11 protein-coding genes are annotated in these 18,220 nt (G+C 35.8%); 7 read left to right on the plus strand and 4 right to left on the minus strand.

All coding sequences use genetic code 11. The features are described from left to right. Positions 1 to 126 precede the first annotated feature (126 nt). Positions 127 to 2,034, plus strand: coding sequence for an N-acetylmuramoyl-L-alanine amidase (locus tag ACIQLB_RS19345; RefSeq protein ID WP_400729454.1), 1,908 nt, complete (start codon positions 127 to 129; stop codon positions 2,032 to 2,034). A 362-nt stretch (positions 2,035 to 2,396) separates the two neighbouring features. Here ACIQLB_RS19345 and ACIQLB_RS19350 read toward each other — a convergent pair whose 3' ends face one another. Continuing rightward, the gene (locus tag ACIQLB_RS19350) at positions 2,397 to 4,322 is read right to left on the minus strand and encodes an S-layer homology domain-containing protein (protein WP_400729457.1); all 1,926 of its coding nucleotides are present in this window, start codon (positions 4,320 to 4,322) and stop codon (positions 2,397 to 2,399) included. 462 nt (positions 4,323 to 4,784) lie between these two features. Between ACIQLB_RS19350 and ACIQLB_RS19355 the strand changes: the two genes are divergently transcribed. After that, entirely contained in the window at positions 4,785 to 6,068 is a 1,284-nt protein-coding gene (locus ACIQLB_RS19355) for an oligosaccharide repeat unit polymerase (RefSeq protein WP_400729460.1), read from the plus strand. 216 nt (positions 6,069 to 6,284) lie between these two features. Here ACIQLB_RS19355 and ACIQLB_RS19360 read toward each other — a convergent pair whose 3' ends face one another. Both ACIQLB_RS19360 and ACIQLB_RS19365 read right to left on the minus strand, forming a co-directional pair. Further along, positions 6,285 to 6,578, minus strand: coding sequence for a 3-isopropylmalate dehydrogenase (locus ACIQLB_RS19360; protein ID WP_400729463.1), 294 nt, complete (start codon positions 6,576 to 6,578; stop codon positions 6,285 to 6,287). A gap of 333 nt (positions 6,579 to 6,911) precedes the next feature. Then, a complete protein-coding gene (locus ACIQLB_RS19365; RefSeq protein ID WP_400729466.1) occupies positions 6,912 to 8,885 on the minus strand; it encodes an S-layer homology domain-containing protein in 1,974 nt (657 codons plus the stop codon). 238 nt (positions 8,886 to 9,123) lie between these two features. Here ACIQLB_RS19365 and ACIQLB_RS19370 point away from each other — a divergent pair, with 238 nt between their 5' ends. From ACIQLB_RS19370 to ACIQLB_RS19390, 5 genes are all read left to right on the plus strand, one after another. Then, positions 9,124 to 11,385: an S-layer homology domain-containing protein gene (locus ACIQLB_RS19370; RefSeq protein ID WP_400729468.1), complete on the plus strand. Its 2,262-nt coding sequence runs from the start codon at positions 9,124 to 9,126 to the stop codon at positions 11,383 to 11,385. 357 nt (positions 11,386 to 11,742) lie between these two features. Further along, positions 11,743 to 12,888, plus strand: a complete 1,146-nt coding sequence (locus ACIQLB_RS19375; RefSeq protein WP_400729471.1) for a polysaccharide pyruvyl transferase family protein — start codon at positions 11,743 to 11,745, stop codon at positions 12,886 to 12,888. After that, positions 12,885 to 13,985, plus strand: coding sequence for a glycosyltransferase (locus ACIQLB_RS19380; RefSeq protein ID WP_400729474.1), 1,101 nt, complete (start codon positions 12,885 to 12,887; stop codon positions 13,983 to 13,985). The genes ACIQLB_RS19375 and ACIQLB_RS19380 overlap by 4 nt, the downstream gene beginning before the upstream one ends. Beyond that, positions 13,982 to 15,508: a murein biosynthesis integral membrane protein MurJ gene (murJ, locus tag ACIQLB_RS19385; RefSeq protein WP_400729477.1), complete on the plus strand. Its 1,527-nt coding sequence runs from the start codon at positions 13,982 to 13,984 to the stop codon at positions 15,506 to 15,508. Before ACIQLB_RS19380 ends, murJ begins: the two co-directional genes overlap by 4 nt. Positions 15,509 to 16,074: 566 nt before the next feature. Then, positions 16,075 to 16,686, plus strand: a complete 612-nt coding sequence (locus ACIQLB_RS19390; RefSeq protein WP_400729480.1) for a TetR/AcrR family transcriptional regulator — start codon at positions 16,075 to 16,077, stop codon at positions 16,684 to 16,686. 39 nt (positions 16,687 to 16,725) lie between these two features. On the opposite strand, the gene ACIQLB_RS19395 is transcribed toward ACIQLB_RS19390, so the two are convergent. Next, positions 16,726 to 18,111, minus strand: a complete 1,386-nt coding sequence (locus ACIQLB_RS19395) for a S41 family peptidase (protein WP_400729483.1) — start codon at positions 18,109 to 18,111, stop codon at positions 16,726 to 16,728. Positions 18,112 to 18,220: the final 109 nt, after the last annotated feature.

Raw genomic sequence — 18,220 nt, forward strand, 5'->3', positions numbered from 1 at the left:
TAACACTTCGGACTTCAAAAATTCTATAATTTAGAATTTCAGTATAATACTTTCATCTGTATAATGGTTTTACCTGTGAAATTTTGTTAATATTAATGGTAGAACAAGAAGGGAGGAAATAAGACATTGTATCTCAAAAAAATTAGTCTTATTTTATGCGTCCTATTCGTTTTTGCTTCAATGTTTACAATACATAGTGCACAAGCAAAAGGCGGTTTTATAGATGTTACGAACAAGGATGACGCATATGAAGAAATCAATTATTTAGTTAATTTAGGTGTTATTAAAGGGTATACAGAAAAGGGCAAAACGTATTATAAACCTAACAACATAGTGACGCGTGGGCAAGTTGCCAAGATGGTTGTTGTTGCATCAGGCAAAAAGCCACTAGTTGTTAATAAATCAAGCTTCTCTGATGTAACAACCGGCACAGAGCTTTCAGGCTATGTAGAACGCGCTATACAGCTTGGCTTTTTTAAAACAAATATCAAGGGACAATTTTTACCAAACAAACCTTTAACTCGTGATGAAATGAGTTATGTATTAACAAACGCGTTTAAGCTCGATACAAGTGAGCATGAAAATATCGATTCTCCTTTTGTGGACGTAGGCACAACTCATCCGTACGTTTCATACGTGAATACGATTTACTATAATGGTATTACAAAGGGAAGCAATCAAAATTATAATCCAAATGAACAAGTAACACGTAAACAGTTTGCGTTATTTGTGGCGCGTGCCAAAGATGAAAAATATCGCTTAGATATCCCTGTTAAAGGTGTAGTTGTACCTGATTCATCACAGGTTATTGGTTTAGTTTCTGCGACAACTGACGGATTAAATATTCGTAAATCAAAAGATTCTTCATCTACTGCAAATATTGTAGGCACTGTCAACAAAGGTGGTAAACTATCAGTCTATTCAGTTGAGGGAGATTGGTTAAAAGTTTCCCATAAAGATGGCCATGCTTATATTTATAAAACGTATGCACAGTTTTTAGATGCAGATGGTAACGCATTGGGGAAAGTTCAAAAGCAAGTTACGACAACACAAAATATAAATCTTTACACAAAACCAACTTCTTCGTCAAAGGTTATTTCGACTGTGGATAGTAAAATGGATTTACCTGTTTATAAGACGGTAAGCGGCTATTATTTAACTGTAGTAAATGGTATACCAGGCTATATCGTGGCTAATAGTACAGAGGACGTTGAAGTAGAAAAACCTTCTACTCCAGATCCAAAACCAGATCCAACTCCACCAACAGTTTCCGGTGATCTATTAGGTCGAGTGACGGTAGATAATTTAAATATCCGCCAAGAAGCTAACTCTACTTCTGCGGTAGTAAGTAAGTTGAAAAAGGGCGAATATGTTCAAGTGAACAGTATTAACGGTTATTGGGCACAAGTTACTTATCAAGATCAACAAGGGTATGTCCATAAATCTTATTTAAAGTTATTAAATCAAAGTGGTAATCCGTTAAAAGATCGAATTATCATTATTGATCCAGGTCATGGTGGCAGTGACTCCGGAACTTCTTTCGGTTCTATTAAAGAAAAAGACATTACATTAAAAGTTAGTACTCTTGTCAAGGAAAAACTGGAGGTTGCAGGTGCAAAGGTATTGATGCCTCGTACTGGAGATACGTTCTCTCCGCCACAAAAACATATTGATTTTGCACATGCTAACTACGGCGAAATCTTCGTAAGTATTCATGTTAACTCAGCAGGGAATACTGATGCAAAAGGTACCGAAACGTATTACGCTAAAACACCAGGTGATATGTATCAAGAAGACAATGATCTTGCAAAGTTTGTAAACAATCAAATTGTTAAAAATGTAAATATGAATAATCGTGATGTTAGAGAAGCAAAATACATTGTAATTGCTAATACGAATATTCCGGCTATTCTAGTCGAGCTAGGCTTCCTATCAAATAAAGAAGACCGTGCTAAACTATCTGATGATCAATATCTTGAGTTATTTGCTGAATCCATCTACAAAGGAATTTTAGAATATTACTCCAAACAATAATAATGAAGAGCTACATCGTTCAAAAGTGAATGATGTAGCTCTTTTTGTTTGATTAGTAGTATTCAAAGGAATTTTATCAGCTCAAAAAAGCGATCTATCAGCGATTTGGTATTTTAGCGGCAGAAAACACGAGTTTAGCGGCGAAACGAGCACTGTTACCGGCGCAATACACGAGTTTAGCGGCGAAACGAGCACTGTTACCGGCGCAATACACGGGTTTAGCGGCGAAACGAGCACTGTTACCGGCGGAAAACACGAGTTTAGCGGCGAAACAGGCACTTCTACCGGAGAAATACACGAGTCTACCAACGATAAAAAACATCCCAATCGACACACTAAAAAATCAACTTTTACCTTAGTAATTATTTTGAATTTGCATAAAGTGTTCTATTCACGAATTGGGCAAAGTTTTGACGTGTCACGGTGCCAGTTGGTTTAAATGTATTATCGGCATAGCCTGTAGTAATGCCAAGTGCATATAAGGCTTGGACATCTTTATAATATGCATGAGATGTCGGAACATCTGAGAAAGTATTATTCGTGTAGCCCTGAAGCTTGAAGCCGTTGACAAGTGCTCGTGCCATGGCACCGCGGGTCATTGGCTGATGGGCATTGATTTTACCATTTTCTAATGCAATTATGCCGTAGCGTAAGCCTGTTGCTAAAACGCCATAGCCATAGTCACCTGCTTTGATGTCACTCGCATTTAAGGTAGCTGAGTTTGATACTGGAATCCCTAATGCTCGCAAAATCATTTCTGTTGCTTGCAGGCGAGTCAATGTACCTTGTGGATTAAAATTCCCATTAGTTCCTTTCACAATACCTAACGCATATAAGTTTTTTATATCATAATAGGCACCATTCGATGAAGTTACATCTGGGAAGAATGGAGCGGAAGCAATTGTTGCTTGATTGGAACCTTTTGCGCGTGTGAGCGTTTTAATTTCTGCAATCGTTGCAAATTTTTCATCAGCATTTTTGCGATCATCGCGCCCCTCTATAAAGGATGTACGTATCGTATATGTTCCGGCAGCTAAATTGCCAGGCATAGAAATCTGATATTTTTCCGCAAGGGTACTAATATCTTTATGATCAGCATTATTTGTTGTGGAATCAGCAGCAAGTCCTGGAATGTAACGTTCATGTCCATTACCAACCACTTTATCGTTTGCGTCTAAAATTTCTACTTTCAATGTACCACGTGCAGGCACATTACCATTGTTTTTAACCGTTACAGTGGAGTAAAAAACAAATTTACCAGACGGTGCTACATAACTTTGCACCCCGTCAGAGTAAAGCGAAAGGTTATAACGGCGGGGCACATAGCCATTATGTTTTTCGGCTACCCAATTTAAAGCATGCTTCATAAATACTTGTGCATCTTTGTCACCATTAGTTGTTGAATAGGCAGCACCATTTTCGTTATCCTGCCAATCCGCTTTAGCATCAATATTAATATAATCATAGATTTTGAATCCAATTTGAACAACTCTGCCTTTACCGTATTCGATCGCATGGGCTGCGCCAAATTCATTTTTTTTCATTGTTTTAGGCTTGTCTGTGTAATTGTAATCTGAGAAATATAAAATAGGTGTTGCAGATCCACCTTGCCAAGGCTTCATGACTTCTACCCAATCACGATCTGTTTTTGTTAGATTAAGCTTGCTTTTGCCAAGCTCTTTTGTTGTATTTTGAATAATTGGATGAACAGTATTTATATTGCTTATTGTAGAGTTTCCTAACACAGTATCGTCAATAAAACGTGAATGGAAGACTTCAGTTAAATTATCCCATTCCATTACCCAAGAATCGACATCATAGATTAATGGAGAGAGATCCATTTGACCAGGTTTAGGGAATTTTGTTGATTCATTACGGGCTGTCTGGAAGGCAAAAATTGCACCACCGCCATTTCGAACGTATATTTTGACATTCTCGCGTTGCTGATGATTCATCATGACTGTATAGGCAAAGACGATTGCATCATATTGACTTAAATTTTCTAAATTATTTAAGTCTCTCTCATAAATTTTTTCTACTTGGAAACCTTGTTGCTGATAGAGAAGAAAAGCTTTAAGTTCCTTATTATATGTGGAACTATAGTCAACCTTTTCAGAAACAAGTTGGCCATTAAATGTTCCACCAGGGTGTGTAGTATTGGCATATTTTTCACTACTTTCTGAGAAAACGACACCGATTTTCTGTGCAGCATTAGCTTGTGTTGGTGCAAATAAAACTATAAGCATAAAAGAGCATGCTACGAGTAGTGAAATGAATAATTTCTTCATTAAATCCACATCCTTATTTTTGTATTTGTCTTCAATTACGCGATTGCATCCTGATTTTGAATAGTACTTGAACAATTGACCCCTTTTAAATTCTGAGAAATTTGCACTACTTACTTATCATACATCTAAATAATGGATGAATCATTAAAATTTGGATGTTAACTGAGGTTTTATATAGTGTTTTCTGGAAAAAATGTCGATTGATGTGAGGCTAAAATTGTGTTGTCCCGAGCGAGGGAGATAACTATTAGGGGATAATGCAGAAGATTATGGGCATAAACTCGTAATTTAGGGAAAAAGGGAAATCATTGCATAATTTTAATAAAATCAATTCATTCCTTTCTATAAGTCTACCTGTATTTATGATATAATAACTCTTGTTTTGCTTAGTAAATAAAAGAATAAACAATTATGATTCGCGATAGAGGAGGGCAATCACATCTTCTGAGATGTATGACATTTATGAATAAACTGAAACAAACTTTTGCAAAGGTCAACAAAATTGATACGTTTTCGCCGTATTTCTTTTTACCTTTTATATTAATGCTCTATTTCTTTACAAGTCTATTTGATTTCCATCGATTTGAATTATTTAACTTACGTGTATCAATTTGGCCAGCGGTATTTTTAGCAGTAATTTGCTACTACATCGGTGTGTACATTATTGATAAGTTACAATGGACAATCCCATCATTTGGTTTATCCTTCTTTGGGAAATATGTTGTTCATTTTATTTTATTTTTAACAGTACTTGGTTTAGTTGCATATGTATTAATGATGATTACCGGTGGTGGATTAGGGATTGCTGATGAATCCAATCGACGTAACCTCAACCCAAAATTAAACTTCTTTGCCCAATTATTATGGTATGGAATTTTACTGCTAATATCATATAAAATGATTTTAGAAAAAAACATTACATGGAAAAAAACATTGATCTACGGTTCCATCTATGCTGCTGTAATGTTCTTATTCCTATTAATGGGTTACCGTACACCATTAATCATTATGTTATTTACTGGTATTATCATTTTCCATTACGTTGTAAAACGGGTGAAATTAACATGGTTCCTTACAGCTCTGTTTGTTATCGGAGTAGCATTCTCAATGTTTGGCTTCCTTCGTGTTATATCAGAGGATACAACGAAAGAATTTAATAGCCGTGAACAACCAGATGTAGAATTGACTGAAACAGAAAAGGAAAAACTGTTAACAGTAGAACAGAAAGTTAACTTAACTCCAAAATGGATTCGTTCAATAAATGGTGAGAGTGTAACTGGCCATATTGTTTTAAGTAAAATTATCGAATATACGCAGCAGGAAGGTTATCTAAATGGGGAAATCCATGCTGGTATCTTCAGTACAGTTTTACCGGGTGAACAAGTGTCACCACGTATGAAAGTAACAGAAGTTGTAAACTCTCTAAGCGAAGCTGAAGGTAAATATATTACACGCCCTAACAGAACAACAACACCTACATTTATCGGTCAATTATTCTTAGATGGCGGATATCTACTTGTAGCGATTGGTTTCTTCTTATATGGTGTATTAATCTCATTAATATATAATAAAGTGAAGCAAGGCGGTATTCGTAGCTTCCACTCAGTAGCTTATGCATTTGTCATTACCTTATTTACGGTTTCTATGCATACTGGCTTACTTGATTTAATCTTTGTTTTAATGCTTGGCTTTGTCATAATTGCGTCAGCGATTATTAAAACGGATAAGAAAAAGCTTTCATATTAACAATAAAAGAGATGTCTCAAATATTATTTGAGGCATCTTTTTTTTAGGCTGTTTTCTCAAAGATTGTTGCTGTTAAAACAAAAAGGCAGATTTAATCTACAAAACGTGTAGAATAAATTCTGTCTTTTTGTTTCGATATTTCGTGAATCGGAAATATAACTAAAGCCCCCGATATTTTAAATGTATTCATTCACAAACTAAGTTGATTTTGCATAATCATATTTTTCTACTATTATATTTTTTAATTATAGTAACTAAAATCGCAAGAAGAAATACGATAAGACTATTGATTAGTAAATAGTAGGCAAGATTCAACCCGTAGAATACCGCAAAGGCATCACGAAGAATAAATAGTGCTAATACGCTTCCTAGTCCACCAAATAAACCTGCTAGTAGTAATATTATGAAAGCAGCAAAATATAGATTTTTCTTTTTTTTGAAGAATACAAACCCAATCACATTTGCAATAACGATAAAAAAGCCCATAAGTATTAAGAAAAAACTTTCCATTTAACTCCCTCTTTTCAAAAAAACTATTTTTCTTAATGGAATAACTATCCCTTTGATTAATTTTCTTTCTCGATTCATTATATACAATAAATGTAATTAGCTTTGCGTATTATACAAATTTCCCTAATAATACTATTACCAGTTTTATTCTTGAATAGCACACACAGTTTTGTGTATGAATCTTTATTTGATCTTTGGCAGGTGGATGTCGATAAAATTCAGAAGTTGGGCGATAAAACATGAAAGTGTTCCGATAAAATTAAAAAGTTGGATGACATTTTAGCTTTTCAACAACATAAAAAGTCGTCCTAACATTATAGGACGACTTCTTTTTTATTTTACTGTATTGACCACTTGTATATAGTCTTTGCTCACGAAAGCTTTTCCTGTATACAGTTTATCAGAAAGGACCTCATACCAGCCGTTTGTAGCAGAGCTTGTAATGATAACTGGCATACCACTTCGTGCATATGTGAAAAGTGGGTTAAAGCTAGTAGCTGCGCCTGTACGAACGTTTAAGCCGGTTGTTGTTGTTAGACCGATTGTGTATGGATTATTGGCATCCTTAAAGCCTAACGCCTTTTCAGCACGGTAATAGTGTCCTGCGATTTTTGCACCCCAGAATGGATCAGAAGCGTATTTTACGTTAAAGCCAAGAGCTTTTGAACCAACTACTGCACCGTTAGAAAAGTTTTTACCAGGTGAACCCCCTGGAGTAATGTAGTTTGGCTGTAGGAATTTATCAACAAGCTCATTGATATTGTCAGCTACACTATCAAACTTTTTGTTTAGTGGGTTCGTATCATATACGTACAAACCGAATAGGTTATTTAAGTTTTGTGCATGATCACTCATACCATAAGCACTCTCATGCTGAGCAAGTGATAAAACAAGCAGTGCGTTAATTTGAGATTTTGCTTCCACATCTTTCAATGTTTGCCCTAAACCTATTAACTTACTTTTCTTTGTAGCATCTTTATAAAGGCTGACTCCTGTACTCTCAATTTCTGTTAGCTTATTCATTATATAAGCATCAAGTTCTTGTGCCGTATATTGTGTTTGGGCACGAGCAGGTAAAAACTGATAGTAGTTATAGGCCTCACCATTAGAGGAGCCATTGCCGTTTGTGAAATAAATACCATTCCAGCTATAGTATTTTTCGCCTGGCTTCATAAATGATGGCGCTTTTCCGAAAATATAGCTAGAAGAATACTTATTTGTATTGTAATCGTAGAGTGTATGTTTAATTTCACCATTTTCATTTGAATAGTAAGAACGACCTTTGCTCATTGAAAATGGGATTAATGTAACATCAGCGTGTTTTAAGTAGCCGACTTGACCAGCTAATCGAACTTTTACTTGTGTTGCATCACTACTGAGGTATTCCATTTCTGTATTAGCTGCAACCGCAACCGCGTCATTAATTGTTTCAGATTTTAGTGCTACATAATTGTTTGTAACAACGTAGCCTGAAGACATTTTCACAATTTTATCACTTTGAACGATAACCTGTGTGTTTTTTGTCACAGCCTTTTCAGCAGCTTCAAAGGTAGAGAAACCTTGATTACCAACTAGTGCGCCATTTGAAATTTCCTTAATAGCGTATTTAGAGGAACCGGTATTTGTATCGCCGCCGTTTGAATTACCACCGTTAGTGTCGCCACCATTTGTATTACCACCGTTTGAATTGCCACTAGCATCTGGATCACCAGCAAGTTGCATTAAACGTACAATAAACGAAGATGATTGTCCGATAGTTGCATTATTTTCAGGCATAAAGTAACCATCAGAGCCTTTTATGATTTCTAATTGTGCACCTATAGCTACTGCTTGACGGTAGTCTTTAAATATAGCTGCATTATCCTTAAAGGTAATAGAAGAAGTACCTTTAGGAATGTTTAAATAATCAATAGCTCTCTCAAGCATAACCGCCATATGCTGTCTTGAAATAACGGCATTAGGCTTAAATGAACCATCTCCATAGCCTGTAATAATCCCAGCTGAAGCAGCAAGCTTAATATCCTTTGCATGTACATATGTATCTGGGACATCTTTAAAGACTATGTCGCTTGTCGTCTCAAGATTCATGGCTTTAGCTAAATAAGAAGCAAACTCTCCACGTGTCACATTGTCATTTGGACGATAACTTCCTTTTGCATCTTTTACTAATGCATCTTTGGAAATTAAATAACGAAGACCTTGTTCATGTGAATGCCCTGTTAGTTCGTCAGCAGATGCCAGTTGGGGTTGCCAAAGAAGCATGCCGATTACTGTCATGAGCATAGCAATAATTGATAGTTTTTTCATATTTTACCCTCCTAGAACTTCTATATCATTTTAACAAAGTTATAGAGTATCGATAAGGGTCAAATGTTAGAAAAATCATAAAATGAGACTATATAAATAGTTTTCTTGACAATTCATATAAAACTGGAAAATAGCTTAAATGTTCCATGGATATTTTGGCATATTTTTGATAATGTTATAGAAGTAAGACATGTGAAGGGAGAGTTGAGAGCTCCATTTTACTCAGGAGCGCAAAAAAATGAAAAAAATAGCGAAAAATTTACTAGTTTTAGTTGTATTATTGTCAATGGTTGTTAGTCCGTTAAATGCTTATGCAGCCCAAACGGTCAAGAAGGAGTATCCATTATCGAATGGTGTGCAGTATAAACAATATACATACAGCAGTACCAATACAAATTCTATTAATCATCTTGCTATTAATGTAGATGAAACGACAGAAGTACAATTAGGTATGCCCGCGAATGTCAATGGCAGAGAATCGACAGTAGCAAATGCTAATCGTAATTCACGCGAGGGGAATCGTGTAGTGGGTGCTATTAATGCAAGTTTCTTCGATATGTCTGCAGGTTTCCCATTATTTTTACTAGCTAAAGATAATGTTATTTTAAACGGTGGTGCTGTTTCAAACGGTTCCGATGAATATATGAATGTCCCTACAGCTTTCGGGGTTGCAGCAGATGGCAGTGGTGTCATTGACTATTTTGATTTTAATGTAACACTTTCTCACAAAGGCACAGACTATAAAATGTCAGGAATGAATCGTGCACGTAATATATATGAGGGAATTGTTTACACACCACAATTTTATAGTAAAACGACAAATACGAATGAATATGGTTTTGAAATCGTAGTAGATACAGGAGCTCCGATTACTGAAAATAAATTCGGTCAAACATTAACAGGGAAAGTTACACAAATTACGCCTTATGGATCGAAAGAGAAAATATCCATTCCTTCAACTGGCTTTGTCGTATCTTTACAAGGTGGGGATTGGCACAGTAAGCTAAGCCAAATTGCACTTGGAGATGAATTGAGTGTTAACTTCTCGATTGATCAGCTTTGGCAGAATGCAAAATTTATTATGGCAAGTGGTCCGTATTTAGTAAAAGATAATAAACCTTACATTATGATGAGCTCATCTAGTCAACGTGCAAAAGAGGTAACATCACGTACTGTTGTAGCGACAAGTAACAATGGAAAAACAGTACACTTTATTACGGTTGATGGAAAACAGAAACATAGTGCAGGTATGAATATGGTTCAACTTGCTAACTATTTAGTGTCGCTTGGTGTTGATCAAGCAATTAACCTAGATGGTGGCGGCTCAACAACGATGGGTATTCGAAATCACGGTAATAATAATGTCGTATTAGCGAACCTACCATCTAATGCAGGCAATGCGCAACGTCTTGTGTCCGCAACATTACAAGCCGTAAGTACGGCACCAACTGGTAAAGGAAAGTATATTAAATATACGAATAGTACAAGCTATGCAACTCTTTTAGCAGGCGCTTCGTCTAGTATAGCAGTACAATATATATTAGATGGAAACTATAATGCGCTACCATTAGACGGTCATGTATCGCTAACATCTGAGAATAATACTTTAAAAGTTAACGGTTTGAGCTATACTTCAACGACAGCTGGCGATGATCGCATTTTCATCAACCACGATGGCACACCTGTTGAATCATTCCAGGTGAAAGTAGTAGATGCTCCAGCAACAATGAACATTGAACCAAAATCAAAAACAGTGGGCGCCGGCGAAACGGTCAAATTTACTATGGATGCAAAGGACGAGGGTGGCAAATCTCTAGTTTACAATGCATCACAGGTGAAATGGTCTGTAGAAGGTAATATCGGTACCATTACTAGTGATGGTAAATTGACAGCGCAAAATCCGGGTGCTACTGGTAAAGTAGTAGCGACTTTAGGAACAAAACCTGTAGAGGCTACTGTGACTGTAGCAAAAGCTGCGTTGTTTAAAGATATTCCAAGTAACTATGTGTACTATAAAGAAATTGAGTATTTAACAAAAAATAATATCATTACAGGTCAAGCAGATGGCACATTTAGACCAAATGACAAACTTACACGTGCACACGCAGCAGTTATTATTAGTCGCGCACTTGATTTAAAAACATCAAATGTCAAAAATCCAGGCTTTAAAGATATTCCTGCGAGTCACATGTATTATAAACAAATCGCAGCTGTAGTCGAGGCTGGTATTATGAGCGGTAAAGGCGACAATACCTTTGATCCAAATGGTACTTTAACAAGAGCACAAATGGCGAAGGTTGTAGCATTAGCTTATAATTTAAAAGGAACGAGCAGCATTAACTTTAAAGATGTATCGAAAGATCATTGGGCATACACATATGTTCAGCAGTTAGCTGCAAATAAAATTACAACTGGCTATGGTGATAACACCTTTAAGCCAAATGAAGCGATTAGTCGCGCTCATTTTGGATTATTCCTTTATAGAGCAATCAATCCATAATAGTAGTCTTTAAAGATAGAACTTTGCATTTGAAAAATAGCAAACTAGTAGTTTTAAATACCTAGTTTGCTATTTTTCTCTTTAGATATTTAATTGATATTTATTTAAAACCATATAAGGTTGATTGAGTGCAGGCTGGGCGACTCCTTAGGGATAAGTGACTTATCGGATGCCCCCAGGAAAGCACCTATCCGTAATGGAAATCAACCCTTTGTTATGGTAATGAGCCAATCTTCACTATAATACAAGACTAGTAGTGACTTTTGAAGCTCATCTTATTTTTACTATTTTTAAAAAGAACGAAAATGTTCAATTGTGGTATAATCTCAGTATTAAAAAGTAAAAGGATGTTTTTTAATGAAAATAGGCATTGTGGGGAATTACGGCAATGATAATAATGGTGATGAATCAATATTATACGGCATTCTTCAACAAGTAAAACAAACATTTTCGGTAACTAGTGATGACATTACCGTTTTTAGTAATAACACACAACAAACATCCGAACGTTATGGGGTACATAGCTATCCATTGTATTACAGAAAGAGTAATTTATTTAAAACGTTTATCCATACCTATAAAAACAATAAACAATATGTATCACAATTTGACCTCCTCATCATTGGTGGTGGTGGTATTTTAATGGATTTTTATAAACGTGAGGCTCACCTGTACGGAGCGTATGCAATGATGGCAAAACAAAGTAATGTTCCCTACATTATTTACGGATGTGGCGCTGGACCACTTGATACATTTTCTGGAAAAGTTAGTATTCGCATGATGTGTCGTTATGCAGCAAATATCTCAGTACGTGATCCTCAGTCTAAAAAGCTTTTGCAAAGTATTGGGGTGAAAAAGCCAATAGATATTATTGGTGATCCTGCATTTACATTAAAAGGCGATCGTCAACATTACGCAGAAAAACCAATTAAAATAGGTGTATCAGCGGTTCCATACTATAATGCAAACTATTGGCCAGAGGGAAATGTTGAAAAATATGATGCGTACGTTACAGGTATGGCGAAAAATCTAGATAAGGTAATTTCTGAGCATAATGTTAAAATTACATTTTTTGCTACGAAGTACCCGCAAGACGTCACTGTGACGAAAGATATTCAGAAAAAAATGCAACAACATGCACATACTGAAATTATTGATGAAAATTTGGTGCCAGAGCGATTACTTGAAGTAACGGAGGAGCAGGATATTATTATCGGTACACGTCTGCACTCGCTTATTTTAGCAACAAATTCGGAAACACCAATTATTGCGATATCCTATCATACAAAAGTACAGGATTTTATGTCCTTTGTGGGCGCTTCAGATCGTTGCTTACAAATGCAGGATATTGAGGATAATGATAATGCACTATCCACATTAGTTGGCAAACTAAGTAGCAGCTGGGAGCAATCGATTGCGGAGACGAAACAAATTGCTACCCATATTCATAAAGAGGCCATGCATGGTCAGGAATTAATGAAAAAGGCAGTGACACGTCTATGAAAAAAATACTCGTCATTAGTAATATGTATCCAACATCTGATCATTTATCATTCGGTATTTTTGTGAAAAACCAAGTTACTGCGCTTGAAAAGGCAGGACTAGACGTAGATATATCTGTTAATACAAATCCGGCAACAGGTAAGAAAAACACCATTATGAAATATACAAAATGGGGTTTATCGACATTGATGAAAGGCTTAAAAAACAGAAAGTCTATTGATGTCACACATGCACATTATGTGTTTCCATCGGGTATGCTGTCGCTGCTATTAAAGAAAATGTTTGGTATACCATTTATCGTTACAGCTCATGGTGGCGATATTGAACGTATGGCGAAGAAGAACACAAGAATTCGCAATTGGACAGCGAGTATTTTACGTGAAAGTCAACATATTATTGCAGTTGGTCCAGTCTTAGCTCAACAAATTGAACAAGATTTTGGCATTGAAAAAGGTAAAATCTCTGTCGTTAGCATGGGTGTGAATCGTGAGGTTTTCACAAAAGGAAATCAAGAAGCTGTGTGCAAAGAACTACAATTAGCATCCGAGCCATTCAGATTTTTATTTGTAGGAAATGTTATTAAGCAAAAAGGCGTTGAGGAGCTATTACAGGCTTTCCAAATGCTAAAAACAAAAGTATCTCGTCCTTTAGAGTTAAATATTGTAGGTTCTAGAAGGGATCAAGCATTTTTCCAATCCTTGCAACCATTAATCAGCGAAGACGTCAAATTTATAGATCCACTAAAACAACAAGAACTAGTGAAGTGGTTCCAAGCAAGTGATGTCTTTGTATTACCATCCCATTTAGAAGGTTTTGGATTAGTGGCATTAGAGGCATTAGCGACAGACACACCTGTTATTGCTTCAAATGTAGGTGGACTTGTATCTTTGCTTGGGGAAGGCGCAGGGCATTTAGTGGAGCCCGAAAACGCTATGGTTTTATCTGAGGAGATGCTGCGTGCCGTGAACACGCCAACAGAACAATACATGAATCGTGAAGCGGTCGACAAGGTATTAGCCATTCACGATGAAAAAAATATAACAGCTCGCTGTATAGAGATTTATAAGTCGGCCATTGAAGGTGGGGATGGCCTATGAATAAGTTTGTAAAAATAGTTGGGGCAGTTGCGATTATTAATATTGTGGCCCGTTTCTTCGGATTTTTACGTGAGATGATAATCGGATTCCAATATGGTACTGGTCATACTTCCGACAGTATTTTTACAGCGTATATGATTCCAAACTTTTTATATTTAGTAGTTGGGGGAGCATTTACGACTGTTTTTATTTCAATTTATAACCGAGAAACAACCGACAAAGGACTATTCGTAAAGCAATCGTTTACAATTGTTGTTATGTCAGCAATAATAATGACATTGATAGGGATGGCATTTGCTAATCCAATTTTAGAAAGCTTTAATACGGGTAAGGTTGTTAGTGATGATCAATTGGCTTTAACGAGAAATCTTTATTACTGGATGATGCCATCATCAATATTTCTCGTTTTATCTTCTTGGTATAGTGGTTTACTGAATGTAAATCAAAGATTCCATTTATCGAGCTTTGCCATTTTAATTTACAATGCGATTTTCTTAGTGATAGCAGTTGTCTTATCGGAAACTACTATCGGTCCAATGGGATATGGTATTAGCGCATTGGTAAGCGCAGTACTAATGGTGTATTTCTTAGTTATCGGTTACCGTAAATTAGATTCGTTTAAGGTAGGATTTTCCTTTAAACATAATGTATCGACAAAAGAGTTGTGGATAATGGTTGTACCTATTATGCTTGGCGGTGCAACGATTCAACTTTATGCATTATTACAACGTTATGTAGCAGGGCTATTATCATTAGAAGGAGCAGTATCTTCTGTTAACTATGCTTCTAAGTTGATGCAATTTCCACAAGCTATTTTAATTACAGCTGTAACGACAGTTATTTATCCAATATTAAGTCATAAGGAAGCTGAAAATGATCATGCTTCTATTAAAAGCTTGTATTCAAAGGGATTACAATACTTATTTTTATTGCTTATTCCCGTAACAATTTACTCTTATTTTTACTCAACTAATCTTATTCAAGTTGTCTTTGAATACAATAAGTTTAATGCGAAAGCAACCGCGATAACAGCACCAGTACTTGCTGTCTTCGTACTTTCTATGTATTTCCTTGCGGCAAACACATATATTACACGCTTTTACTATGCAAAAGGTGACTCTATGGCGCCTGTAATATTTAGTTTATTAAATGTATTTGGAGTAAATATCGGAGCTATTTTTTTACTTGTAGATTCAACTGGGGTAGTTTCAATTGCATGGGGTACTTTAATAAGTTCCGTTGTGAACTTTATCATGCTTATTGTATATGCAAGCTTTAAATATGATCTAAAAATGGGTATATTCAGTAAAGAGCTTCAATTTTTCAGAGCTATGCCTCCAATGATCATTATCACGATTGTTATGTACTTCTCAAGTAAGTATTTAGTATTTGAATACAAGTGGATAACTTTCATTGTAGGTCTTGTTATTTTTAGTGCTGTGCTTGTAGGCTCCTTCTTATTATTTGGAGTGAAAGAAGTAAAAGAATTTAGTGATAAACTAAAAAAGAAATTTTTAAAATAATAGGGAAAAGTGGGTATCTTAGAAATAATTTGATACCCACTTTTTTTATAAATGTTTCAGGCGTGTTGATTAGTAGATAGATGCTTATTCCATTTTTAACTGATTGTAGCGGAGAGGGTTACTCGAGTGCTCCTATCGCTTCGCTTTCGTCGCAGAGCAAAGCTTCCCGCAGGAAAGGCGAGACAGACGAGACTCTGCACGGAGCGAATGTTTTCGGTGCGAAAGCGAAGCGGCAGCAACAATAAAACGGCAACGGCTCGACGCTCGCTCGCAAGAAAGCGAGTAGCCTGTAGCGGAAATCAGTGACCTCTAATTAATTCAAGGGATAAAATGGTTAAACAACTCACCTGTATTTTTACGTCTATAGAAATAAAACTTTTTTAGACACTAAATACTTTCTGCAAAAAAGTTGTTATATTTATAATATTTTATAGTAAAAAAATAGGAGCTGTATTATAATTAATTTTATTCAGTGTGGAATTTTTTATGAACATATGGATAAATTGGCATTGCTTGATGATGCCTAAAGGACTATGTCTACTACAAATTAAGATAAGGTGGGAAGTATGGCTAGAGGTAGGAAGGTTAATTCAAATGGTGAACGAAGTAAACAATTATTGCTTGAAAAGGCTTTGGAGTTATTTTCTGAAAAAGGTTATCACGATACAAAAATTAGTGATATTGTAAAAGCTGCTAATGTAACTCAGCCAACTTTTTATTTATATTTTGAGAGCAAGGACTTTCTCTACACCGATCTGAATGAACGATTTCAGCGTGGACTTGATGAAATTATGAGTAAACAATCAGAAGAGGTTGAAAAGGGATTAGAGGGCTTTGTTAAAGAGTTAAAACAGAAAATACATATGTTATTCGTTTACATAATCGAAAACCCGAAATTAACAAAAATTGGACTATTTGAATCTGAGCAGTCACTTGTAGTTAAATCTCAACTTACACAGCAATTTACTCACCTTATACATCGTTATGATTGTGCCCATGTATTACAATCATTTTGTACAGACATTCATATAATTGTAGATAGTTTTGTAGGATCCTTTGAGCGTTTAATATTAACTAATTTACTTGAACAAAAAAAACAGCCATGCGAGTTAGCGAGCGACTTAGTTCATTTATACTTCTTAAGAGAAGTAAAAACAAATATTTCTCAGGCAGAATAAAAATTCCTCTCACCACTACTTAAAGGTGAGAGGAATTTTTTATTTCTTAACTGTAATATGAAGATAAGCGCCTTTTTGAAGTTTATTGCCTGATTCTTTTTGAATAGATGGATGAACAAGTAGCATATACTCTTGCCCACTGTTTAACGGTTTTGATGGAGTAACAAGTAATGAACTACCATCGACTTTTGCAGTAATTGGTACTTCGTTACCGCCTAAAGCAACAAGCTGTACACTGTCTTTAGCAATCTGCGGAGAGAGTGCTTGTGAGAATTTCACGGTAAACGTTTTAGACGTTGGTACATTTTTTAAGCTTGCAAGCTCTTTATAATTTGTATATTGTGCTTTAATCGCATCATAATGTGCCTGGAAAATAGGAGCAGTTTTTGTTTGGACGTTCGGTTTTACCCCAACCTCATTAATCGTTTTCCCTGAAGGACCTGTAAAATTACCGATAGTAAGCTTTAAATAGCTATCATCTTGTAATTCGAAAAAGCCTTGCATACAGCCTTTTCCATACGTAGTTTCTCCATATAAAATAGCAGATTGCTGATCTTGTAATGTTGCTGATAACATTTCAGAGGCGCTAGCACTATAGCGGTTTACGAGAATACGTGTATCAGCTGGGAATTTTTCGTTTTGATTGACTGCACGTATTTTATAAGAGGCATGTGCTTCTTGTAGTAAATACGCAATTTTTGCGTTCGGGAATAGCCCTGTAATCTCCTCAGCTGTTGATACATAGCCGCCACCATTGTTTTGTAAATCAAATATAAAAGAGGTTGCACCACGCTGTTTTAATTGAATAAGTGCATCCTTAACAAGCTTTGCACCGTCTTCTGAGAAGGATGACATAGCAATATATCCAACATCCCCAAACAGTAATGCAGATTCCACATTCGGTAATGTGAATTTTTTCCGTGTAATGGTTGTAGTAGAAGTTGTACCATCTGCATGTTTGAGGGTCACTTCTATTTTTGTATCTTCATCACCAACTAATAAGGACGAGGCTTCTTGTGTAGAGCTTCCTACTACGGATTGCCCGTTAATGGCAATAATAATGTCTCCAGCAACTACACCGGCATTAGATGCACCGCTATTCTCAAACACTTGTAAAATATGAATGCCATCTTCATGTTCTTCGATGATTACACCAATCCCAATTGTTGATAGATCGATGCTATTAATAAATTCTTCAAATTCCTTTTTCGTGAAATATGTGGAATAAGGGTCTAGCATATCAATGATTTCAGGAATTGTTTTAGCTTTTTGCAAATTTCCATGGATGGTTCCAACATAATTTTCCTCAATAATTGCCTTGATTTCCTTTACAATCTGTTGTTCATTGCTTGCAGCAGAAGCGTTTGTAAATGGAAAGATGAAAAAGCTTAGAACGAATACGAAAGACCACAATACTTTTTTCATGGGACACCTCTTCTCTAATTATTTTTATTATACATGAATTTCCATATAACCGTGAATAGGAAAAGGAGGGGATTACCTACAAAAAAAGAATCTACTAGCCTTTTGCGAG

The organism is Lysinibacillus sp. NPDC092081 (assembly GCF_044755845.1).
In the GTDB taxonomy this organism is placed as follows: Bacteria; Bacillota; Bacilli; order Bacillales_A; family Planococcaceae; genus Lysinibacillus.